Genomic DNA, 23,894 nt, shown 5'->3' with positions numbered 1-23,894 from the left:
GCGCAGGATTAATGTTGATCTGATTCATTTTTTAAGTTTTAAATGGTTATTTTTTAAAAACTGTTTTTCCTTCCTTAATCGTTTCCAAAACAATTATGTCTTTTATCTTAGAAGGCTCAACTTTTGTTAAATCATCAGAAAGAACTACTAAATCGGCTAGTTTTCCAGTTTCGATAGAACCTTTGCTGTTTTCTTCAAAATATTGATATGCTCCGTTTATGGTAATAGCGCGTAAACCTTCGATAGGAGTAAGGCGTTCGTCAGGACCAATAACTTGTCCAGAACGTGATTTTCTTTCTACAGAAGTCCATAACAAAAACAATTGGTTTAGCGGTGTAACAGGATAATCAGTATGGTTTGTAGCGACTACTCCTTTTTTAATTGCTGTTTTTAATGGGCTTAAGAAGTTTGCTCTTTCTGGACCTAAGTTGCGAACGTGTACATCTCCCCAAAAAAAGGCGTGATTACTAAATAAAGCGGCAATTATCCCCAGTTTTTTGTAGCTGTCTAATTGATCTGGACGTACAAATTGTGAGTGAATAGTTACGGGTCTGCGATCATTACTGTTTGTATTTAAAGATTTATTGGCATTTTCGATTGCTTTTAAATACATATCGATGGTCGCATCTCCGTTGCAATGCACAAACGGACGAACATTGTTTTGAAAAGCTTTAATTACTAGGTCATTAAATTGATCTTGTGTAATGTTTGGGAAACCTGTACATTGATCATGATTACAACCTGGCACTTCTACTAAATATGATTTACTAAAAAAAGCTGTTTTACCTTGTGGAGAACCATCGGCAATCATTTTTGTTCCTGCTAGTTTTAAGTGATTTTTTAGTACACCAAACTTAAAATCAGGATTTTCTAGTACCTTTTCTAAAGTTGGATAACCGGGCAAAGCTTCAATATCAATAAACAAAGCATTTTTTTCGGCTGCTTTATGCAATAATTGCAGTGACTCATAACTTGTATATCCATCCTGAGCTGTGGTAATACCGTTACTTGCGTAAAATAATTGCTGTTCAGTTAAGCTTTTTATCTGCTCCTCTAAAGATGGTGCTGGTTTTGCAGGTCTCTTTAATAATCTGCTGGCATTTTCTTGTAATAAACCTGTAGGTTCGTTAGTGCCTTTTTTTCTTTCGATGGCACCGCCGGCTGGGTTTGGAGTACTTGCATCAATTCCTGAAATTTTTAAAGCATAAGAATTTGAAACAGACATATGCCCGTTGATATTTGTGATCGTTACGGGATTATTAGGAAAAGCAGCATCAAGATCTTCTTTATTAGGATGTCTTTTTTCTTCTAATTGATCTTGATCGTATCCGTAAGCATCAATCCATTCGCCTGGAGCGATATTTTTTTGCTTCTGAAAATCCTGAATACGACTTACCAAATCGGCAATGTTTTTAACTGTACCCATTGGCGGTGAACCTACATTTACGGTTGTCGATCTTGACAATCCCATAAAATGGCTGTGTCCGTCAATAAATCCGGGAACCACGGTTTTGCCTTTTAAATCAACAACAATTGTTTTTTTGTCTTTCAGTTTTTCTATTGCGCTATTGCTGCCAACTGCCAGAATTTTTCCATTACTTACTGCAACGGCTTGTGCTGTGCTGTTTTTGGCATCAACAGTGATTATATTTCCATTGATAAAAACCTTATCAGCGGTATTTTTTTGTTGAGCGGTAATAATCGTCGAAGCGAAGATTACAGCCAGATATTTAAAATTATTTTTCATTTCGTTATTTTTTTTTATGTTTTTATTTTTTGATAAAGTCAATAGTAATCTGCTGACTTCAAATATTTTTTAACACATAGAAATATAGATTTTGCTCTGTTGACATTGGCATTTCACTTCTTTTTGTTCCCTTATCTAAAAGTTTGATGCTATGTTTCTATGTGTTAAATATTTTTTTTAATTGTACTTAGCGGTTGCACTATTTTATCTCGGCGCCAGTTTATTATAAGCCAATTCGTTACTAGGAATTGCCCAAACATAATTGCCTGCTGTTGGCAGCACTTCTGGAGCTACACCTGCATTTCCTGTTTTTCCTGGAAGAGTCTGAACACGTCGCAATAAGTCTGGTGTACGGAATCCTTCGCCAACTAATTCTATTCTTCTTTCCGTTAAAATAGTGGCAATCAATTCGTCTTTTGTCGTAACACCAGTTGTAAAAACATAAGAAGCATCAGAACGATTTCGTACAGCAGATAATAAAGTTCTAGCCAAAGGAAGATTGTTATTCTGCGCGGCGGCTTCGGCATAGTTTAATATGATTTCGGCGTATCTAATAACAGGTACAAAATCAGTAAAAGGAGCGCTGTTTTTCTTGAATTTGTTTAGCAGTTTCTGACCAGTTGAATTGGTAATTACTAAAGCTTTTCTTGCATCTGTTGAGGTTGGTGAAGCAAATACATCATTTGCAATAATTCCAGCACTATTAAAATAAAGAACCGGAGTTAAATAATTTGGTCCAAGAGCACTTTGTAAACCCGGTGCTTCTGCGGCAGTTGTAAACGGAATGCTAAATAGGGCTTCGCTGCCGACATAAAGACCTCCAAAAACAGTTGCAATATTGGGTTCTAAACGATGCGTTAAACTTCCTGATACATATTGAAATGGTGCCGATTGCGGTACAATCTTACTTGCTTCCGAAACTACTTTTGCATAATCGCCTTTGCTTAAATAGGCTCTTGTTTTTAAGGCAATCGCTGTAGCTTTATGTGCTCTCGAAGCGTTAAGAATTGCGGTTGAATAACTTTCTGGCAAATCAGCTTCGGCTTCGTCGAGATCTTTTAATATTTGAGTGTAAACATCGGCAACCGAGCTAAAAGCGAAGTCATTAAGTCCGCCAGATGTGTTTCCTTTTAAGCGCAGCGGAAGCGCTGGTGCAGCACTATTTTGAGCGTAAGGTTTTGCATAAGTCTGCACTAAACTCAAGTACGAAATGGCTCTGATAAACTTGGCCTCAGCAATATAATTTTTACGTAAATCATCGGTAACAACAGTTGTATTTGCTAAATTATCGATTAGAATATTCGAAAAATTTATCGCAGTATAAGCAACGCTCCAAACAGAGTTTACAAAATCTCCCGATGAGGTTATAGACTGATTCCAAACATTGGCACCAGTTGAGTTGTTTCCGTCATTTTGGCTAAATTCATTTCCTCGCTGCTCATTAAAAATAATGAATCGGCCGCCATATAATGACGGATTGCTGAATTGCGCATAAAGTCCATTTACCTGTGCTAAAATTTTTGCAGGTGTGCTAAAAGCAGTTTCCGTAGAAATACTTGTTTCCGGCACCGTATCTAAAGAATCATCACTGCATCCTGCCAATAATAAGGCTATAAATGGAGTAATAATAAAGGCTTTTGTGATGCTTTTTCTATAATTTTTATAATTGAAATTCATGATGTTTTTATTTAATGGTATAATTAATTAGCGCCTAGAAACCTACATTAAGACCTAATGTAAACACAGATGAGTTGGCTGGCACGTTTTGATCTTTTCCAGAATTAATTGAATTTCCGTTTATTGAAATCTCAGGATCTGAACCTCTGTATTTAGACCAAGTCAGTAAATTTGATCCTTGAGCATATACTTTTGCAGATGAGATGTATTTATTAATCAATTCATTTTTAACTGGAATTCTGTAACTTAAAATGATGTTTTTAAGTTTTAAATACGATCCGTCTTCAACATAAGCTGAGTTGCTTGATGAGAAACCTCCAGAAAAACTGTCGCCATACACTAACTTTGGAACATCAGTAACTTGTCCTGGTGTTGTCCAACGGTCTTTTATGAAAGTTCCGTTGTTAAAAAAGCGCTGATCTGATAAAGTAGATCGTGTACCGTTGTACAATTTGTTTCCTCCAGAAAAAGTAAGTCCAATCGTTAAATCGAAATTTCGATAAGATAAATTATTGTTCAAACCACCATAATAAGTTGGTAAAGACGGGCCTTGAATACGACCGTCACGATAGTTGTCGATTGCAGGAGCTGCAGTGCCGTTTAAATAGGTAAAAGCCTTTGTAAGTGCATTGTATTGTACCTCTTCATTATTTGCATTTACATAAACTCGGTTTCCGTTTTCAGGATTTACGCCAGTTGTTGGAACCGCAAAAATTGAACCTACAGAATAACCTTCTCTAGTAATATTCTGGATTCCGAAAGTGCTTAAAGCTGTTGGATAAATATCACCGTATCCTCCAAGAGAAGTAACTTTGTTTTTGATCGTGGATAGATTCAAACTCGCATTCCATTGAAAATCATTATCATCAATAATATTCGCATTCACAGTAAGCTCAAAACCTTTATTGTAAAGAGAACCTACGTTTGCAGCTATAGAGTTATTTGGGATTCCTTGTGATAACGCTTGAGGAGCATTTAAAATTAAATCGTTGATATTGTTTTTATAATAATCTGCTTCAATAGTAATTCGATTATTGAATAAAGCCAAATTAACTCCAAAATCAAACTTTTTGCTGGTTTCCCACTTTAAGTTAGAATTTCCAGATTGAGAGAAGTTAAGAGTAGGCACTCCTGCATAAGTTCCTGCTGTATATTGTGATAAAGAAGCATAATCGTTCAATTCGCTGTTACCCACAATTCCGTAGCTGGCACGCACTTTAAACGCATTCAGCACTTCTTTGATAGACGAGTTTTTATAAAAATCTTCTTCAGATATATTCCATCCCACAGAAGCACCTCCAAAATTCCCCCATTTATTGCCGCTTGCCAATGCTGATAATCCGTCTCTTCTGAAGTTAAGATTCAATAAATATTTTTTGTCATAATCGTAAGCAATACTGCTGAAATAAGAAAGCAGTACATTTTCAGTTTGAACAGAAACGCCTGGGGTTATAGTTGTAAATCCGCCTTGAAAACTCGTAAAAAACGGATCTGTAAGTCCTGTTTTTATTGCTCCCCATCCTTCAATTGTTCTAACATTTTTTTCCTGTCCTAAAAGCGCTTTTAAATTATGTTTTTCATTAAATACAATAGAGTAGGTAAGCGTATTTGTCCAGTTTGATCTTTGGTATTTTGTGTTCGAATTGGTAGCTCCTCCTTTGGTTGAAAAACCGTCACCGCTGTAAGGGTTTCTAAATTCTTTGTTTTCGACAACAAAATTATTAATGCCGTAAACAGTCTTAAACTTTAAGTTTTTAAGGATTTCAAGTTCCGCATAAACACTTCCGATAAAAGTATTGTTCTCAGAAGTATTTTTGTCTAAATCTAAAATCGTCTGCAGGTTGTAAGCATTAAAAACGCCTAATGAAGGACTATTTGGACCGTATCCAATATTTCCGTTGGCTGGATTTATATTGTATGAACCATCAGCATTATAAACTGAAACGTTTGATGGCAAAATATAAGTAAGTCTTCCAAGCGGCTGTAATCCTATGTATTGTGTATTAACACTATTTCCCGATGAAGAAGCAACAGAATTAGGAGTCGAAGAACCAGAATTTGGTCCTGAGTTCAGGGTGTTGTTATACGAGAAATTAGTTCCTACAATAAACGAATTAGTTACCTTTTGTTCAAAGTTTAGTCGAATTCCCTGTCTCTTAAATTCGTTGGTTTTCAAAATACCATTTTGATCGGAATAGTTTGCCGATACAAAATAGTTGGTAGAATTTGTAGCACCAGAAAAGCTCAAGTTGTGGTTTTGAGAAACTCCTGTATGATAAGCAACATCATACCAATTGGTTTCTTGCGTAGATCCATCCGCATTTTGTCCTAGAGCAAAACCAGGTGTAAGTCCCGCATTTGTTCTAGCTTCATTTTTGATGGTTACATAATCCTGAGCATTTAAAAGTTTTGGTAAATTATTGGCTTTGTTCCAGCTTACCCAAACATCATAATTGATATTTACTTTTCCTTTCTTTCCTTTTTTAGTAGTAATTACAATAACTCCATTTGCTGCACGCGAACCATAAACTGCCGCCGCCGATGCGTCTTTTAAAACATCGATAGATTCAATATCATTCGGATTAATATCTGACAATGGATTATTGCCAATTGCTCCGCCTGCAGTTCCTGTAAATACAGTTACTCCATCAACAATAATAAGCGGATACAACGAACTGGTTATAGAGTTTATTCCTCGAATTCTAATAACTGGAGTATTGTTTAGCGAGCCGCTTGGCTGTACAATATTTAGTCCAGATGCTTGACCGCCTAATAACTGGTCAAAACTTTGTGCAGGACGATTTGCTATTTGTTTAGCGTCGATTTTTGCAGTAGAACCTGTAAAGGTTTTTTTTGCCGAAGTTCCATATCCTACAACAACAATTTCGTCTAATTTCTCGACTTGTTCAGTTAACTTTATTACAATTGGACTTCCGTCTACTACAACTTCTTTAGAAAGATATCCGATATAGCTGATTTGTAATGTGTAAGGGAATTTTTGACCTGTTTGAAAATAAAATTTTCCGTCTAAATCTGTTTCTACGCTGTGAGTGGTTCCTTTAATGTTTACAGAAGCACCTATAACAGGCTGATTGGTTATTTGATCTACTATGGTTCCATTTAGTTTAGATTGAATTGTAGGCTCTGTATTTTGAGCTTTAATTCCAACTGAGATAAACAAAATGCTAATCCATAAAATAAGTTTTGTACTTTTTTTCATTCTTGGTAATAGGTTTTTGTAATTAAAAAATGCACAAAGAGGTTCGTTTAAACCCTTGTTTTCATTCTTTTATTTTAGTGATAAATATTCTTTAATTCCGTCTCATTTCTGTTGCCGCAGAAACGTGTTTACGTGTAGTTGAAATGGTTGTTTTTCGTCATGTTTGTTGGTGTTAGTTATTATTTTGATGATTTATGGTTATGATACAGTAATCCTTATTGATGCAAAAAATATTGAATCAAAGCGATTAAATTATGTCAGCAAGAAACCTAAGGTTTTAAGAAAATCGTTTTTAAGGTTTTGTGGAAAAAACAATTGAAAACGAAATGTTTATGAAGAATTAACAACAGAAGCACATATAACGAAAAGTGTTATAGGTATACTTTTTAGGAAGAATAAAAGATGATATGCTAACGGTTGTTTTCAAAATACAGTTGTTTATAGTTTTAAACTCTACTAATTCTATAGACAAAGTTAAATTTAATATAATAAAAACCAAAAGTTTTTTAATTTTTATTTAAATATTTAGAAAACAGACACTTATAAAATGATAGAAGTTTGTGTCTAATTATCTGATTTATAGATTTTTAAAAATGAAATATTTAAAATAAAAAAAGACAAAAAAATAAGTCTTGGAGATCCATTTTTACTTATTTTTCTGTCTTTTAGTGTTTTAGGAAATGCGAAAACTGCTGTTTTGATCTTTAAATTAGTTAATGAAAGTTCTAGGAGTTACTAGAATCAGACTTAATCTGCTTTTAATTTTAAAAATCATTTTTTTAACGAGGCACCGCCGGGCATAACTTCCGTTTTTAATTTAAACTTACTGTATTCAACAACACCTGTTTTATCAGCCCAGTCAAAATATTTTGCGGAGAGATCATTTACAATTCCAGGGTTTTGCTGTGCTACATTATTTGTTTCGCCGCGATCTGTTTCAAGGTCGTAAAGTTCCCATTGATAAGCAGGATATGTCGAAACCAGTTTCCATTTTCCTTCTCTTACCGCTCTGTTTCCAGCTCTTTCCCAAAATAATGGAGCACCGCGATTTACTTCAGAAACATTGTCGAACAAAACAGGCAGTAAACTTTTTCCCGCTAACGGATTTGAGTTGACGCCATTATAAGCAGTCGGATAAGTAATTCCTGCCAATTCATAAAAAGTAGGAGCAAGGTCAATAATATGTCCTGTTCCTTTATCGATTCGTCCCGCTTTTATTTTTGATGGATACCAAGCGATAAACGGCGAACTAAAACCACCTTCGTGCATATTGTTTTTATACTGCTGCAGTGGAGTGTTCGACAAGTAAGCCCAGTTTTGCTCTTGATAGTCAAACGATCCTGAAGTTCCAACCGGCCCGTCATTTCGAACTAAACCTCGCCCTAACGGATTGTAGGTATTAAAACCGCCTTGCGCACCATTGTCTGAAATAAAAATAATTAAGGTGTTTTTATCCTTTTTTAGAGCTTTCAATTTGTTTAAAACTTTCCCAACGTTTTGATCCATGTTGTCAACCATAGCGGCGTAAACTTCCATTTTTGCTTTCCAAAATTGTTTTTCATCATACGACAATTTACTCCATTCAGGAACTTCTGGATCTCTAGGAGCAACGGTTTGATTGGCAGGTAAAATTCCGTTTGCTTTAAGTTTTTCAATTCTTTTTTCTCTTAAAACATCCCAGCCCTCGTCAAATTTCCCTCTGTATTTGGCAATATCAATTGGTTTTGCCTGTAAAGGCCAATGTGGAGCTGTGAAAGCGAGATACAAAAAGAAAGGTTTGTTCTCTTTATTTTGCTCGTCAAGAAAAGTAACGGCATTATTTCCTATTTCATCTGTAAAATAATACGAATCGTCTTTTGGGTGTAATTCTTCATTATTGCGAATCAATTTTACAGGATATGGCGTTTTTCCAAAAGGCAGCGGTTTGGTATCAAAATAGTTTGAAGCGCCTTTTAAAATACCATAAAATTTATCAAAACCTCTTTGGTTTGGCCATTGCGATTGATCTTCAGATCCTACGTGCCATTTTCCAGAAAGTAAAGTACTGTAACCGCCGGAACGGAAAACTTCTCCTAAAGTCAAAGACTCTTTATTTAGATAACCTTGATAAGCAGGAAGTCCTAAATTGACATCAAAAAATCCCATTCCGGCTTTATGCTGATATTGTCCTGTAAGTAAGGAACCACGCGTTGGCGCACAAATCGAGTTATTGTAAAATTCGCGTAAACGCAAACCTTCGCCGGCGAGTTTATCGAGATTGGGGGTTTTAATTTCGGAACCATAATTTCCTAAATCAGAATATCCCATATCATCAACCATTATTAAAATAATATTGGGTTTTGTGGTTTCTTGAGTTGTTTTGTTTTGTGCCGAAACTAAAGCTGCTGCGACGAACAGCAGGTTTAATGTAATAAGTCTTTTTTTCATTTGAGTTGATATTTTAATGCATTGGAAATGGCAGGTGAAACTTTGATAATGTTTATATTCATGTTAGTTAGCTCATTCTGTTATACTTGTCGATGACAATAATGGATATTGTTTTTATTATTGGCTAGATGTTTTATTTTGAGTGAAACGACTTTTATAAACAATGCAAACTATGTTTCTATGTGTTTAAAAAAAGAGGTATTTAGGATTAAATCATTTACTAAATAGTAAAAAAGCAATAAGCAGCGTAATAATCACATTGAATAATTGTGCAATTAAAAAGGCATATAAAGGTTTTCGGCTGTTGTTATTTAATAAATCTTTAAAATTGGTTTCGAGACCAATACTTGTAAAAGCTAAGGCAAACCAAATTCCCTGCAGATTTTTTAAACTGTCTTTTACTTCATCTCTAGTTTCAGCTGTAAGCAGGAAAGAAAAGAGTAAAGAGGCTGCAATAAAACCAATTACGAATTTAGGAAAACGTTCCCAGATTACTTTTAACGTTGGTTTAGATTCGACAGCTTCAGCCGAAGAATTATGCGAATAAGTCCAATAAACCGATATAGCAAAAGCAGCAATTCCTAATAATACGTTTTGAGAGAATTTTACAATGGTGCTGATTTTTAAAGCGGTTTCGCCAACTAATGAACCCGAAGCGACAACTGCGCCCGAAGTATCAATGCTTCCGCCGAGCCATGCTCCAGTAACTTCTTCGGGAAAATTGAAATATTTGGCAATTATGGGCATAAAAATCATCATGGGAATTGCGGTTACCAATACAATCGAAATAACATAAGACAGCTTTTTTGAATCGCCTTTGATGGCACCGGAGGTTGCGATCGCTGCGGAAACTCCGCAAATCGAAACTGCACTCGAAATCATCATCGTTAATTCGTCGTCGACTTTTAGTTTTTTACAAAGCCAAAAAGCAAAATACCAAACGGATAAAACGACTACGAGAGCCTGAATTAATCCTAAAGAACCTGCTTTTAAAATGTCTGAAAAAATAACACTGGTTCCTAATAAAACCAATCCGATTTTGACAAATACTTCGGTAGAAAGTGCCGATTTGAACCAATCGGGAAGTTTGAAAAAATTACCTATGGCTAAACCAATAATTAAACTAAAAATTACGGCTTCGAGATTAAGCCCTTTTACTTCGGTATTTCCAGCAATAATGAGCGCAACAACGGTTAATAGGTAAACTATTGGAAATCCTAAGAGAAAATGTTTTACTGATTTTCCTATTAAAAAAGCTCCCAATGCTCCAATGATAATGAGATATAAAAATTGAAATAAGAGGATTTTGAGGTTTGCAGAGTCGAAGACATCAGCGAATAAATCCGTTTGATTTGACCATTTGAAAACGGGAACTTCGGGAAGAAAAACAAATAGCGAAAGTCCGATTATTATAAATCCGAGAATAACGACGGTCCAATCTTCGTGAATGGTGAATGTTTTGTTTTGGATTGACATTGTTTATTTTATTATCCTAACAGGTTTTCAAAACTTGTTAGGTGTTTATTTGTTGTTGCTTTTTTTGAATTGCCTGCAGCTTTAGCTGGAGGTATAAGTTTATGGATAAAAAGGCTTTAGCCGAATAGAAAGTTTGGCTAAATCCTTTTCTTTTTTCAATTTTGAACCTCCAGATTTAGCTGGTGGTAATTGATAATTATTGATTTTCTTGTATGATTTTATAGGATTATACAGGAATAGAATTACAAATCGACAAAGTATTTTTGTTTGCCAAAATCAAATTCATAATAAGTTAGATTTGGCCATAAAGGTTTTATCAAACCCTTTTCCCAGTTTTGTAAAGCAAGCTGCAGTTCCTTTACTTTTTCAGGATTTTTTACTGCTAAATCTGTTGTTTCAGATTTGTCTTTTGATAAATTGTAAAGCCATTTTTCATGCGTTTTTCCGCTTATGATTAATTTCCAATCGCCGCTTCTTATAGCTTTTGCATCGCCGGAACGCCAATATAAATTTTGATGTGCTTTTTTATTTTCATTTACAGTACTTACAAGATCAACACCATCATAAACTCGGTCTTTTGGTAAATCTGAATGTATGGCCGCGGCAATCGTACTAAAAATATCCAATGTGCTTACAGGCGTTTTATAGATCGTGTTCGGTTTAATTTTTCCCTTCCACGAAAGTGCAAACGGAACATTAACTCCGCCTTCAAAATGAGAAAACTTTCCTGCTTTTAATGGGGCGTTTGTAGTGGCAAAAGTATAATCGGCTCCGCCATTATCGCTGGCAAAAAAGATTAGTGTATTATCTTCCAGACCTTCTTTTTTTACTTTTGCTCTAATTCTTCCTATGGCATCATCAAGCGCACTGATCATAGCAAAATAAACACGTTTGTTTTCGTCTTTCACATTTGGGAAACGATCGTAGTATTTTTTACGAACTTGAAATGGCGTGTGCGGCGCATTGAACGGAACATAAAGCAAGAAAGGTTTCGTTTTATTTTTATCAATAAAAGCTTCAGCTTCATCTGCAAAAGTTTCTGTTAAATACGCTTTATTATGAACTATTGTAGTATCACGACGAATTTGTCCAATGCCAACTCGGCCTTTTCCCCAAATCATTTTATCGGTAAAATCTTTGTGATGATGGTTAATAATATCTGGATTGTCGTCTTCGGGAGTGTAAAGTGAAAACGCTTGATAAAATCCGTAATGGTAATCGAAACCACGATCTAAAGGAAAAAATCCTTTGTTGTGTCCAAGATGCCATTTTCCAATAATTGCGGTACTGTAACCTTGTTTTTTGGCAAGATCAGCAAATGTAATTTCAGATTGTGGTAAACCTTGAGTGGCTATCGAAGCTTCATTTGGATAATTTATTTTTGGATTTAACCGCCAGTTATTGGTGTTGATTAAATATTTAAAACCATAATATTCTAAGTTGTTTTTAGGATAACGATCTCCGGGTTGATATTCATGTCCGAAACGTTCCTGATAACGCCCCGTTAAAATTCCAGCACGCGACGGCGAACAAATAGAAGCCGAAACATAACCGTCTTGAAATGTAACTCCCGATGCTGCCAGAGAATCGATATTTGGAGTTGGTGTAGATTTTCCTCCGTACAACGAAATATCATATTTTCCTAAATCATCGGCAAGGAGAATAATAATGTTTGGCTTTTTGAAGGAACTGTCTGTCGAAATTTTTTCTGCTAAAAATGCTGCTTTTCCTTCAAGCAGTTTTTTGTCTGGTTGAATTAGAGTTCCATCCGTATTGATGGGCCAGAATAAAAATGCTGCGAAAATAAGAAGCACTACTAAAATGGATATTATAATCTTGGTTGTTTTTTTATAGGCTGCCATAAGGTTAGTTTTTAATGCTGTTTGAAGTTTGAAAACATTGTTTTTAAACACATAGAAACATAGTATTTAGAGTGCTGGAAAAAGACGCTTCACTTAAAATAAAACGCATAGCATTATGTGAAGAAATCGTGATTTCTTTAAATGATTCTTTAAGCTGAATTTTAAATCGATGTTTCTATGTGTAAAAAATATTATCTAGAAGCTAAAGCCGCATCAACATCGTTTCTTAAATCAGCTGAACCTTCTTTTTTAAATACAATTTTTCCGTTTTTGTATAAAATCAAAGTCGGGAAAACTTTTATTGTTTTTAAGTCGGCAATTACCTGCGGACTGTCTTCAAGATCGATTTCTACGATTTTTAAAGTATTGCCATATTGTGCTTTAATAGTTTCTAAAACTGGTTTTACTTTTTTGCAGGCACCACAATAAACGGAACCAATATCAACTAAAACATCTTTGTTTTCGGCAATTATCTTTTTGTATTCAGCGAGTGTTAATTTGCTTTTAGAATTAGAAAAGAAAGGTTTTCCGTTACCAATCCAGTTCGCAATTCCGCCTTCCAAACTATAAGCTTCCTTAAAACCTTTTTTTAATAAATCATCAGCGAGCCAAACGCTTCTTCCTGCACCAATAGAATAGGTAAATACTGGTTTCGTTTTATCTAGTTTTGCTATTTGTTCGGCATAATCTTTTGATTCCAGATTAAAATTTACGGCACCAATAATATGATTTAAAGCAAATTCATCAGAACCTCTGGCATCAAGTATCTGTGGATTTTTTTCGGATTTAATTTTTGTATAAAACTGTTCTAACGAAATAGTGTTTGAACTTTTATTTTGTGAAAACCCTATAAAGGTAAAAAGCAATAATAGAGTTACAATGCTGTACCTTAATGTTTTATTTTTCATAATTAGTAGTTTTAAAAAGTAAGCAGTGTATTCAAGTTAATTTTTGAATACACTGCTTAACTTTGTTTTTTAAGATTGAACTTGTTCTAAAATTGGAGCAGGAGTATCTGCAGCTAAAACTGGTTTCGGTTTTAACGGAACGGATAAAACTCCTTCCGCCAAAGCGCTTCCTTCTTTTTTAGATTTGAATATCGGCCATAAAAACTGTGCATACCATTCTTCTTGTTTATAGGATTTGATTCCGTACGATTTTGGAAACTTTCGGGTAATTAAACCAGTTCCAAAAATCACATCCCAAATGAAAAACATATTTCCAAAGTTTCCTTTAAAATGTCCAATACCGTCTCCGCTCGTATCTGCATGATGCGCATGATGTGTAGCAGGTGTAGAAATTAAACGTTCTAAAACCCAAGCAATAGGATGAAGCACTTTGTATTTGTAAAGCGGCTTATCCCAAGCAATACTTGAGTGTGCGCCAAGTGTGATAAAACTTTTTATTACTAAGACAAACAAAGCGGGTAAACCTAAACCTAAATAGGTTAAAGTTGCGGTTAAATATATCTGAGAGAAAAACACTGTATAGATGAAGTTTTGTCTCGAAAGCATTGCCATTCCCATATAAGGAGCGGAATGATGTGTTCTATGAAAACGCCACAAAAAAGGCACTTGATGATGAAGTCTGTGGTACCAATACTGCGTTAAATCATCGGCTACGGCAATTAAGAAAAATGCTCCCCAAAACGGAACCCATGATAATGAGTTTTCAAGATTAGGAATTAAAAAAGGCAAAACGGTTAAGCTGAAAAAGGCAATAATGGGTGGTAAAAGTAGTTTTGGCGCCAAGAAAGAAACAATATCTATTTTGCGTTCTTCACCCGTCCATTGATCGTCATATAAACCCGCTGTAAATTCTATAACTCCCAGAACAAGCATGAAAACAGTTAATCCCCAAGTTCTGATATTGGCGAATGCCGGTTTTGCAAATTCTAAAAAAGAAGGTACAGTAAGATGCGATTCTGTTACTGGATTATTACTTAATTTGAAATATAAATATATTGCCAAAACTGGCAATGTGTATAACAAAAGGCTGATGGCTAAATCTCTTGTTAGTTTTGAGTTTTGTACTACTGCCATGATTTTTTATTTTAAAAATTGATTAATTACTGCCAGCCCTCCGGCTAGTATCGCCAGCGGAACTAAAAATAGGATTGTGCCTACGACAATCTTTTTTCCTATAATGATATAATCTACTCGTTTCATGCTGTTTTATTTTTTGATTTCAAAATTGAATCAGGTCTTTTAGTTTGGAAAAAGACCCGATTACTATTTTTAGTGTGTTGCTCCAGAACCTGATTGTGTTGCTTTTCTAGCAAGTTCCTGCAAGGTTTTACCTTTGTCTTGACCGTTGTTATGAATTCTGCGGTTAAAAACATCCTGCCAGTCAATCAGCGGATAAAGATTATTTTCTTTTGCCTGCTCATCAAATAGTTTTTTAAGCTCGGCTAATTTTTCTGGATATTTTTTTGCCAGATTATTACGCTCATTAAAATCTTCGTTCAGATTGTATAATTCCCAAACATCATTGTCGAAATTGCTTGGTTCTGGTTTTTCATTTTTTCCTAAAGAGCTTTTCAAAGCAAATGAATCTGGTAAATGTGCTGCGGCAGCTTTCCATCCATCTTTATAAATGGCTCTGTTTCCAAAAATGTAATAATATTGAACCTTATGCAGCGACTCGGCTTTTGGATTGTCTAAAGAAGCTTGAAATGATGAACCTTGAATAATATCCTGTTTAATTTCGCGAATATATTCTGGAGCTTTTATCCCCACAATGTCTAAAGTTGTAGGAAGCAAATCGGTTACGTGGCTGTATTGATTTCTAATACCGCCTTTGTCTTTAATTCCATTTGGATAAAATAGAATCAGCGGATTACGCGTTCCTCCTTCAGAATGTGCGTCTTGTTTCCAGTTTTTAAAAGGAACATTTGTTGCTTGTGCCCATCCTAATGGATAATTGGTATTTAAACCTTTTGCGGTTCCAATTTCTCCAATATTATCTAAATTACTTTGCAGATTTTGCTCATCAGATTTTCCTTGAGAGAATAAACTTTGATTAATAGTACCTTGTAAAGTCCCTTCTTTACTAGCTCCATTATCTCCAATGGCAACAAAAATCAAAGTATTGTCTAATTGGTTGCTTTCTTTTAAATAATTTACAACCCTTCCAATTTCATAATCCGTATAGGTTAAATAACCTGCATATACTTCCATGAATCTAGCATATACTTTCTTTTGATCTGGCGTTAGTTTTTTCCAATCTGTAATTAACGGGTTGCGCTCTGGCAAAACGGCATTTGCAGGAACTACGCCCAGTTTCTTTTGGTTAGCCAATACTTTTTCGCGGTAAGCGTCATAACCTTCATCAAATTTTCCTTTGTAAGCATCGCTCCATTTTTCAGCAACCTGATGAGGTGCATGAACTGCGCCTGGTGCATAGTATAAAAAGAATGGTTTTCCAGGTGCTGCTTTTTGTTGTTTTTGAATATAGCTGATTGCTTTATCAGTAATTAACTCACTTAAATGACGTCCATCAGGTTTAACATGAACCTGATCTTCTACTAAATCAGGATTGTATTGATCGGTTTGCGAACCTAAGAATCCGTAAAAATGTTCGAAACCTTTTCCTGTCGGCCATCTGTCAAATGGTCCTGCATCTATAGCTTCTTCATCTGGAGTAACGCCATATTTACCAACTGCAAATGTGTTGTAACCATTATCGCGTAAAATCTCTGCGATCGTTCCTTTATCAGATGGAATACGTCCGTCCCAACCTGGGAATCCTGCTGACATTACGGTATGAGAAAAACCGCTTACGTGAACTCTTGCAGAGTTTCTTCCAGTTAACAATGCTGCACGGGTAGGAGCACAAATTGCTGTAGTGTGAAAGTTGGTGTAACGCAAACCATTATTAGCCAGATTGTCAAATGTTGGAGTTTGAATTAATCCGCCAAAAGCACTTGACGCTCCAAAACCTACATCGTCTAATAATATCCAAACAATGTTTGGCGCGCCTTTAGGAGCTTTTACTGGATCTGGCCAGTATTCTTTAGATTCGGCTAAAGTTTTGCCAATTACACCTTTAAATTCTGCATTAGGATTTGTTTGGCTAAAGCCGAATTGTGCGATAAGTAATGCGGTAATCAAAAGCCCTTTTTTAGGACTTTTGATTGTGATGTTATTTTTTGAATTTTTCATTTTTACTTCGTTTTTTGGTTATATGTTAATTAATATCCAGGGTTTTGTGGTAAGCCGTCAGGGTTAATATTTCGCTCGCTTTGCGGAATCGGATAGAGGTTATTTCTTTCTGAAACGGAGTTTTTGGCGGTTACTTTTTTAACTTCGGTAACCAGTGTTCCCCATCTTACTAAGTCAAACCATCTTTGTCCTTCCTGAACAAATTCTTTTTTGCGCTCTTCTTGTATGGCAGCTCTAAAAGTTGTTTGCGTCAAACCTTTTAAATCTACTGTTGCATCTGGAGTAGTAATTGGTTTACCAAAAGCTCTTCGTCTTACTTGATTAATTAATTCGTAAGCTTCCGGAGTTGGCGTTCCCTGCTCATTGATTGCTTCTGCCAGAGATAATAAAATATCGGCATAACGAATTACAGGAAAGTTGATTGCTACGTTACCCGGAGTTGCCAAATTGGTTAAGTCCAAATACTTTTTGAAAATTGGTTTAGGAAAAGTGTACAAAGTTCCCGTTGCTGGATTTGGCAGCTGTTTCGCATAGCTGACATCTCTTCGTGTATCTCCGGCAGCATAAATATCATAGAACAATGCTACATCCGAAATAATATCAGCAGGCTCTGTAGCAGTAAATCCTGTAAAAGATGTGGCTTGAAATGTACTTCCGCTTGATCCGTTTCCTGCTTGATTTGGTTCAAATTGAACAGAGAAAATATGTTCTTTTCCGTTCTTTTTAGTTTTCGTAAAGATGTCTTGAAAGCTTTCGAATAAAGCATATCCATAACCGCCGTTTATAACTTCTCTTGCTTTTAAAACAGCATTTGGCCAATCTTTTCGAGTTAGATAAACTTTAGCCAAAATAGCTTTTGCAGCTCCAGAAGTTGCACGTCCGGCATCAGAAGCTGGGTAAGTTGGCGGCAGACTTTCGGCATCTTTTAAATCGGCAATGATTTGTGCATATACTTGCTCAACCGGTGCTCTGTTTGCTTTTAAACTTTGTAACTGAATCGAAGTTGGTTCGTGCAAAACGATTGGAACTGCGCCCCAAAGACGAACTGCTTGAAAATATAATAAGGCTCTAATAAATTTAGATTCGTTGATTAATCTCGTTTTAACAACTTCTGAACCTGATACTTTCGAAATGTTATCGATTGAAACATTGGCTCTGTTTATTCCGGCATAAATTTGACGCCAAGCTACTTGAACACGATCTGAAGTAGCATCGTGTGTTAAACTGCTTAATGCTCGAACTTGCGGATTTGTTGCTGAAACTCCTGCAGCAGCATAATCTGAAGCCATATCAGTCAGGAAGTAAAGGTTTCGACCAAATAAACTTTGTTCTCCCGGATCAAGGCTTAAAGAAGCATAAACTGCGGTTACACTTGCAATGGCATCGTCTTGGGTTTTAAAATAGTTATCTTCGGTTACAAAGGAGGTTGGTGTTACCTCCAGCTCAGTGCACGATACCAGTAGTCCGGCACTTAAAAGGAATGTTATAATGATCTTTTTCATTTTATATTTTTTTTACTTAGAAAGTTACGTTCAAGCCCGAGATGAATGTTTTTGAGTTTGGATAAGACCCAAAGTCAATTCCCGGATATAAGTTGTTTTGTTCGTATGAACTTACCTCTGGATCATAACCAGTGTATTTTGTCCATGTAATTAGATTTTCGGCAGAGACATAAAACTTTACGCTTTTTGTTCCCAATTTTTTAGAAACACTTTTTGGTAAAGTGTAGCCAAGAGTAATTAGTTTTAATCGTAAGAAAGAAGCATCTTCAACGTAACGTTCAGAAACTATTCCTAAAGGAGAACTTGACGCTCTAGGTATTTCGTTGCTTGGGTTTGTTGGTGTCCAGCGATCGACTAAAGTTGTAGCCGCGTTTGTACCAAGAGTCGAAATTTCTAATTGTTGGTTTAAAGCATTAAATACTTTTCCGCCATACGATCCTTGAAAAGAGAAATTCAAGTCGAAGTCGTTGTATGAAATTGTATTACTGAAACTTCCAACAAATTTTGGCTGTGATGTTCCAAGATCTCCTTTGTCAAGAGCAGTAATTACGCCGTCGCCATTAGTATCAACATATCTTCTGTCTCCCACTTTTGTATTGGCTAAACTGTTTATTTTTGGCTGTGTATTTACCTCTTCCTGCGTTTGAAAAATACCGTTTGTCTTGTATCCCCAGAAAGTTCCCAGAGGCTTTCCAACTTTTACAATTACAGGCTGCTGCTGCAATAAAGAACCATTTGGCACAACTGGAAAAAATTGGTCAACACCATTTCCTATGGCAGTTACTTTATTTTTATTGGCAGAAAATACAATGTTTGAATTCCATGAAAAGTTCTCCGTTTTTATGTTTTCAGTAGTTAAACCAATTTCGATACCTTTATTTTCAACCCCGCCAATGTTTTGTAATACTGTTGCATATCCTGATGTTAACGGAATTGGAACGTTGATTAACAAATCGTTTGTCTTTTTATAATAAACATCAAAGACAAAGTTGATTTTTCGATCTAATAAGGATAAATCTAAACCAACATTGTATTGATTTGTTTTTTCCCATTTCAAATCAGGATTAGCCAATCGGGTAGGAGCTAAACCAGTTTGTAATGTACCTCCAAAAGCATAATTTACAGAACCCATTGAGGCTAACGAAAGGTAGTTTCCAATTTCTTGATTCCCTGTTGTTCCTGCTGTAATTCTTAATTTGGCTTCAGTTACGCCTTTAATATTATTTGCAAATTCTTCATCAGTAATATTCCAAGAGAATCCTGCAGAAGGAAAGTAACCCCAAAGAGATTCAGAACCAAATCTAGACGAGCCATCTGCACGAGCTGATAATGTAAAATTGTATTTTCCTCTATAAGAATAATTTACTCTCGTCAGCCATGATTTTAGAACACTTTCAAAAGCATCACTATATGGTTTTACAGCTACACCATCTTGAAGCGCATTATAAGTGTTAGCATCATTTACAAAAGTATTTGCACCTGCATTAACTACTTCTCCTTTAGTGTATTGAAGTGTGTATCCACCTAAAACTGAAAATTTATGGTTTTCTCCAAAGTTGGTGTTGTAGTTCACGGTATTTTCATTTAATACCGAACTTACCAATCTGTCACCAACAGAAGCTAACCCTTTTGTTCCAGCGCCGGTTGTTGTATTGGCTGGTGCGTAGTAATTTTGTTTAGTGTCAATTACGTCACCGCTCACTGCAACTTTCGCTGTCAATTTTTTAGTTATTTTATATTCACCAAATAAGCTGGTTAAAATTCTATTGATTTTAGTTTCATTAGTTGTGTTTTCTAGATCATTAATTGGATTTGGAACAAAACCATTTACAGAAGTTGCATAAGGATTATTCGTTACATTATAACTTCCATCAGCATTTTTAATAGGAACAACAGGAGCAGTTAATAAAACGCTTACAATAGGATTTGGGTTTCTTCCTGCACCTGCACCGCCATTTGTAGAAACGCCATTTGAAACCGAATTACTATAATTTGCGTTTACTCCAAATTTAAAATTCTGAGAATAGTTTTTTTCATAGTTTATACGAAGCGATATACGTTTAAAATCTGATCCCAAAACAATACCTTCTTGATCAAAATATCCGGCAGAAACTGCATATCTTGATTTTTCATCGCCTCCAGAAAATGACAATTGATGGTTTTGTACTGGAGCCGCGGTTCTAAAAGCGGCTGATTGCCAATCGTAACTTCCGGAGTTTTTAAAAGCTTCGATTTGTGCAGGAGAGAACGAAGGTGCTTGTCCAATACTTGCTTGAACATCATTTCGTAAACTAGCCCATTCGCTGGCGTTCATTACGTTAAGTTTTTTCTAAACATTTTGAAATCCAAAATAGCCTTGATACGAGATATTGTCTTGTCCTTTTGTTCCTTTTTTGGTTGTAATTATAACGACACCATTTGCACCTCTAGAACCATAAATAGCTGTAGCCGAAGCATCTTTTAGAACTTCAATAGATTCTATATCAGCAGGGTTTATAGTAGACATTACATTTAAACTGGCGCCTGCAAAAGATACTCCTGCTGAACTGTTGCTGTTGTCATTGTAAATTAAAATTCCATCTACAACATAAAGAGGTTCGTTACCCGCTGTAATTGAGTTTCCACCTCTAATACGTACACTTGATGATGCGCCGGGTCTTCCAGAGCTTTGCGTTACAACAACTCCTGCGACAGCACCTCTTAATAAATTATCTGCAGATGAGGTTACTTGAGAGAGATTTGCTTTTGGTACAGAAGCTACAGAACCCGTAATATCTTTTCTTTTTTGAGTTCCGTATCCAACAACTACCAGTTCGTCCAGCTCTTGTCGTTCCTCTTTTAAATGAATAATTACAGGATTTTTATCTACAATTATTTCAGTTTTTTTATATCCAATGTAGGTTATAATTAAAGTGTAAGGTAATTTTTGACCAGTTTGAAAGTAGAATTTTCCTTCAGCATCTGTTACAACTCCGTGAGTTGTGCCTTTAATATTTATTGATGCCCCAATAATGGGTTGATTTGTAATGTCGTCAACTACAGTTCCGTCGAGTTTAGATTGTATTAATGGTTTCGTATTTTGTGCCTGAAATTGCAGGGATGTTAACAAAAAAGTAACCCATAAAATGAGATTTATATTTTTTTTCATTTCTTTGTAATGGTTTTTAGTAATTAACAAGGCGCCCTGAAAGTTGATTTTTCAACTCTCTAATGTGTCCTTGATCTAGTGATAAATATTCTTTAAGCCTCGCCATTTCTGTTGCCGCAGAAATGGCTTTTTTTATTTACAGCAGCAGGTTTGCATCATTTTCATTTTAGTTTTTTTTAGTTGTTAATTATTTTCTTTTTTAAAATTGAGGTATGTTCAAAGATCTTTCCGAAGCAGTTTAGTGCCGCAAATAGAGGTTTGAAATATAAAATGTAATGTGGTGGTGAAATTTAAAAGTCTCGTTTTATATTAGATTTTAAAAGCAATCTATTGTAAACGAATAATTTGCGTTGAGAATTAGCAACAGAAGCACATATAACAAAATGTGTTATAGGTATATTTTTTAGGAAGAATGTAATACGATATGCTTTCGGTTGTTTTCAAAATATAATTTTTTTGGTTTCAAATATTATTTTAAACTCTACTAATCCTATAGACAAAGTTAATTTTAATATAATAAAAACCAAAAAAAAGATTAAGTTTTTTTAAAAAAGTAAAAAATGAAGTATTTTTAAAGTTTGTAATGTGTTGTTTTGTAGTGTTTTAAGTTTGTTTTCTGTCAGCAGGAATTTGTCTGAAATCAGATTTATCAAATACAGAAATGTAGTATTTTACACTTAATTTAGGAGAGGAATATTTTTTTTAAAAGGAGAAAAACAACATGTTTTGACAAACCGACGATCAATTTTGATTTTTATTAGTAAAACATGATGGCTTTTTAATTTTAACTGACTAGTAATAAAGCGATTTTGAATGCAGCGCTTTTATCAAAAAAATGCGAGAGTATAATTATAGGAAGATGATTTAACAAATTAATTACTGTTAACTCATATGTAGTTTCATATTTTTTAGTAATTTTAGATTGTTGAAAGATAGATGGATAGGAAATAAGAGCATTTATTTCTACTGTAATTAAGGTGGAATTTCAGTTCTAATGAAGATGTTGCTGTTGCTGCAAAAAAAAGTGATTTATCTATATTCGATTTATGTCATATTAAAGACAAGATTATCTTTAATATGACATATGTCATTTTTTGCAGAGGTTAACTGTTTTAATTTTGTTGTCATATTAAGTACTGATAATAGTTCGCTAATATTTTAATAATTATTATATGAGTAATCTGTCTCAATCCCACCGAATTTTATTTTTAAATACACTTGCCTTTACAATTTGTTTTGCATGTTGGACATTAAATGGTGTTTTAGTTACCTATTTAGTTGATAAAGGGATATTTAATTTTACGGTTGTAGAAACTGGATGGTTGTTAGGAATTCCTATTCTTTCAGGTTCTATCTTTCGTTTGCCTATAGGTATTTTAACAGATAAATACGGAGGTAAAATTGTATTTTCAGTCTTATTATTATTGTGCTCAATTCCTTTATTTTTATTGCCATTTGCAACTTCATTTTGGAGTTTTGCAGTATTAAGTTTTCTTTTCGGATTAGTAGGGACAAGTTTCGCTGTTGGAATAGGATATACTTCAATCTGGTATCCAAAAGAGTGGCAGGGACGTGCATTGGGAATTTTCGGAATGGGAAATGCTGGAGCAGCAATTACTACTTTTATTGCACCCACTTTGCTAAATAATTTATCAGAAAATGATCCGATAAACGGGTGGAAAACACTCCCAGTTATTTACGCTGTAACACTTGTTGTAATTGGAGTACTTTTTATTGTTTTTGCAAAAAATAAAGTCAACAAGGGAGTTTCAAAAACAATGGGGCAATTGATGTCGCCTCTTAAAAACGTTCGAGTTTGGCGTTTTGGAGCTTATTACTTTTTAGTATTCGGTTTTTTTGTAGCCTATTCACAATGGCTTCTTCCAAATTTCATGAATGTGTACCATACCACTTTAGTAATGGGAGGTATGTTTGCTACTATGTTTAGTCTGCCATCTGGAGTTATTAGAGCTTTTGGAGGTTATTTATCAGATAAGTTTGGAGCTAGAAAAGTAATGTATTGGGTTTTAGGATCTTCGATAGTGATTAGTTTTTTATTGATGTTTCCAAAAATGGAAATTTTTACCGCTGGGCCTGGAGTTATGGCAATGAATAATGGTACGGTTACAGAAATTACAGCTGATAAAGTGGTAGTAGATGGAAAAGTACATAACATACATACCAAAAAAGTTCAAAATGATGACGAAGCTGCCATTTTTCCAGTAAAAAATTCTTGGCAGGAAATCCTTGTCAAACAAAATCAAGAAGTCAAAAAGAAAGAATTATTAGCGCAAGGAGTTACACAAATTAAGTTTAGTGCTAATCTTTGGGTCTATGTGGTTTTAGTAATTCTTATTGGAATTTCTTGGGGAATTGGTAAGGCTGCTGTTTATAAACATATTCCAGAATATTTTCCAAATGAAGTTGGTGTAGTCGGAGGAATGGTTGGTTTAATTGGCGGACTTGGTGGTTTTGCCGGCCCAATAATCTTTGGTTATCTTCTTAATTATACAGGACTTTGGACTAGTTCATGGATATTCATTTTTATAGTTTCTGTGCTTTGTCTGCTTTGGATGCATCGAACAATTATTAGTGCAACTCGATCTAAACTTCCAGATTTCACCAGAGATATTGAAAGCAATCATTAAAAATTAAATAACTTAATAATAGAT

Annotated in this window: 13 protein-coding genes; 1 reads left to right on the top strand and 12 read right to left on the bottom strand. The window is 35.0% G+C overall.

What is annotated here, in order from left to right; genetic code table 11:
* Positions 1-46 precede the first annotated feature (46 nt).
* The 12 genes from NLG42_RS22435 to NLG42_RS22380 all read right to left on the bottom strand — a co-directional run bounded on the left by NLG42_RS22435 (position 47) and on the right by NLG42_RS22380 (position 21,222).
* Entirely contained in the window at positions 47-1,747 is a 1,701-nt protein-coding gene (locus NLG42_RS22435; RefSeq protein ID WP_257682461.1) for an amidohydrolase, read from the bottom strand.
* A 204-nt stretch (positions 1,748-1,951) separates the two neighbouring features.
* Complete coding sequence (locus NLG42_RS22430; protein WP_257682460.1) at positions 1,952-3,424, bottom strand: RagB/SusD family nutrient uptake outer membrane protein; 1,473 nt, start codon at positions 3,422-3,424, stop codon at positions 1,952-1,954.
* 34 nt (positions 3,425-3,458) lie between these two features.
* Positions 3,459-6,644 (bottom strand): SusC/RagA family TonB-linked outer membrane protein, encoded by a 3,186-nt coding sequence (locus tag NLG42_RS22425; RefSeq protein WP_257682459.1) that lies wholly within the window; start codon positions 6,642-6,644, stop codon positions 3,459-3,461.
* 771 nt (positions 6,645-7,415) lie between these two features.
* Positions 7,416-9,071 carry an arylsulfatase gene (locus NLG42_RS22420; protein ID WP_257682458.1) on the bottom strand — a complete coding sequence of 552 codons (1,656 nt, stop codon included), beginning with the start codon at positions 9,069-9,071 and terminating at the stop codon, positions 7,416-7,418.
* Positions 9,072-9,284: 213 nt separating this feature from the next.
* Complete coding sequence (locus NLG42_RS22415) at positions 9,285-10,547, bottom strand: YeiH family protein (RefSeq protein ID WP_257682457.1); 1,263 nt, start codon at positions 10,545-10,547, stop codon at positions 9,285-9,287.
* A 242-nt stretch (positions 10,548-10,789) separates the two neighbouring features.
* Entirely contained in the window at positions 10,790-12,409 is a 1,620-nt protein-coding gene (locus NLG42_RS22410) for a sulfatase-like hydrolase/transferase (RefSeq protein ID WP_257682456.1), read from the bottom strand.
* A gap of 191 nt (positions 12,410-12,600) precedes the next feature.
* Positions 12,601-13,317 carry a thioredoxin domain-containing protein gene (locus NLG42_RS22405; protein ID WP_257682455.1) on the bottom strand — a complete coding sequence of 239 codons (717 nt, stop codon included), beginning with the start codon at positions 13,315-13,317 and terminating at the stop codon, positions 12,601-12,603.
* A 69-nt stretch (positions 13,318-13,386) separates the two neighbouring features.
* Positions 13,387-14,451, bottom strand: coding sequence for a sterol desaturase family protein (locus NLG42_RS22400; RefSeq protein ID WP_257682454.1), 1,065 nt, complete (start codon positions 14,449-14,451; stop codon positions 13,387-13,389).
* 195 nt (positions 14,452-14,646) lie between these two features.
* Positions 14,647-16,572 carry an arylsulfatase gene (locus tag NLG42_RS22395; RefSeq protein ID WP_257682453.1) on the bottom strand — a complete coding sequence of 642 codons (1,926 nt, stop codon included), beginning with the start codon at positions 16,570-16,572 and terminating at the stop codon, positions 14,647-14,649.
* Positions 16,573-16,601: 29 nt separating this feature from the next.
* Positions 16,602-18,074 (bottom strand): RagB/SusD family nutrient uptake outer membrane protein, encoded by a 1,473-nt coding sequence (locus NLG42_RS22390; RefSeq protein ID WP_257682452.1) that lies wholly within the window; start codon positions 18,072-18,074, stop codon positions 16,602-16,604.
* A 16-nt stretch (positions 18,075-18,090) separates the two neighbouring features.
* Positions 18,091-20,388 carry a SusC/RagA family TonB-linked outer membrane protein gene (locus NLG42_RS22385; RefSeq protein ID WP_257682451.1) on the bottom strand — a complete coding sequence of 766 codons (2,298 nt, stop codon included), beginning with the start codon at positions 20,386-20,388 and terminating at the stop codon, positions 18,091-18,093.
* Between the two features lie 15 nt (positions 20,389-20,403).
* Positions 20,404-21,222, bottom strand: coding sequence for a carboxypeptidase-like regulatory domain-containing protein (locus tag NLG42_RS22380; RefSeq protein WP_257682450.1), 819 nt, complete (start codon positions 21,220-21,222; stop codon positions 20,404-20,406).
* Between the two features lie 1,172 nt (positions 21,223-22,394).
* On the opposite strand from NLG42_RS22380, the gene NLG42_RS22375 reads away from it, so the two are divergent.
* Positions 22,395-23,870 carry an MFS transporter gene (locus NLG42_RS22375; protein WP_257682449.1) on the top strand — a complete coding sequence of 492 codons (1,476 nt, stop codon included), beginning with the start codon at positions 22,395-22,397 and terminating at the stop codon, positions 23,868-23,870.
* Positions 23,871-23,894: the final 24 nt, after the last annotated feature.

The organism is Flavobacterium plurextorum, assembly GCF_024638035.1.
Taxonomy (GTDB): domain Bacteria; phylum Bacteroidota; class Bacteroidia; order Flavobacteriales; family Flavobacteriaceae; genus Flavobacterium; species Flavobacterium plurextorum.
This window is presented reverse-complemented; position numbering and strand designations above follow the sequence as displayed.

Bases quoted from the DNA above. Each gene is read 5' to 3' on its own strand.
- NLG42_RS22435 (WP_257682461.1), bottom strand. From the start codon at position 1,747: ATGAAAAATAATTTTAAATATCTGGCTGTAATCTTCGCTTCGACGATT.
- NLG42_RS22430 (WP_257682460.1), bottom strand. From the start codon at position 3,424: ATGAATTTCAATTATAAAAATTATAGAAAAAGCATCACAAAAGCCTTT.
- NLG42_RS22425 (WP_257682459.1), bottom strand. From the start codon at position 6,644: ATGAAAAAAAGTACAAAACTTATTTTATGGATTAGCATTTTGTTTATC.
- NLG42_RS22420 (WP_257682458.1), bottom strand. From the start codon at position 9,071: ATGAAAAAAAGACTTATTACATTAAACCTGCTGTTCGTCGCAGCAGCT.
- NLG42_RS22415 (WP_257682457.1), bottom strand. From the start codon at position 10,547: ATGTCAATCCAAAACAAAACATTCACCATTCACGAAGATTGGACCGTC.
- NLG42_RS22410 (WP_257682456.1), bottom strand. From the start codon at position 12,409: ATGGCAGCCTATAAAAAAACAACCAAGATTATAATATCCATTTTAGTA.
- NLG42_RS22405 (WP_257682455.1), bottom strand. From the start codon at position 13,317: ATGAAAAATAAAACATTAAGGTACAGCATTGTAACTCTATTATTGCTT.
- NLG42_RS22400 (WP_257682454.1), bottom strand. From the start codon at position 14,451: ATGGCAGTAGTACAAAACTCAAAACTAACAAGAGATTTAGCCATCAGC.
- NLG42_RS22395 (WP_257682453.1), bottom strand. From the start codon at position 16,572: ATGAAAAATTCAAAAAATAACATCACAATCAAAAGTCCTAAAAAAGGG.
- NLG42_RS22390 (WP_257682452.1), bottom strand. From the start codon at position 18,074: ATGAAAAAGATCATTATAACATTCCTTTTAAGTGCCGGACTACTGGTA.
- NLG42_RS22385 (WP_257682451.1), bottom strand. From the start codon at position 20,388: ATGAACGCCAGCGAATGGGCTAGTTTACGAAATGATGTTCAAGCAAGT.
- NLG42_RS22380 (WP_257682450.1), bottom strand. From the start codon at position 21,222: ATGAAAAAAAATATAAATCTCATTTTATGGGTTACTTTTTTGTTAACA.
- NLG42_RS22375 (WP_257682449.1), top strand. From the start codon at position 22,395: ATGAGTAATCTGTCTCAATCCCACCGAATTTTATTTTTAAATACACTT.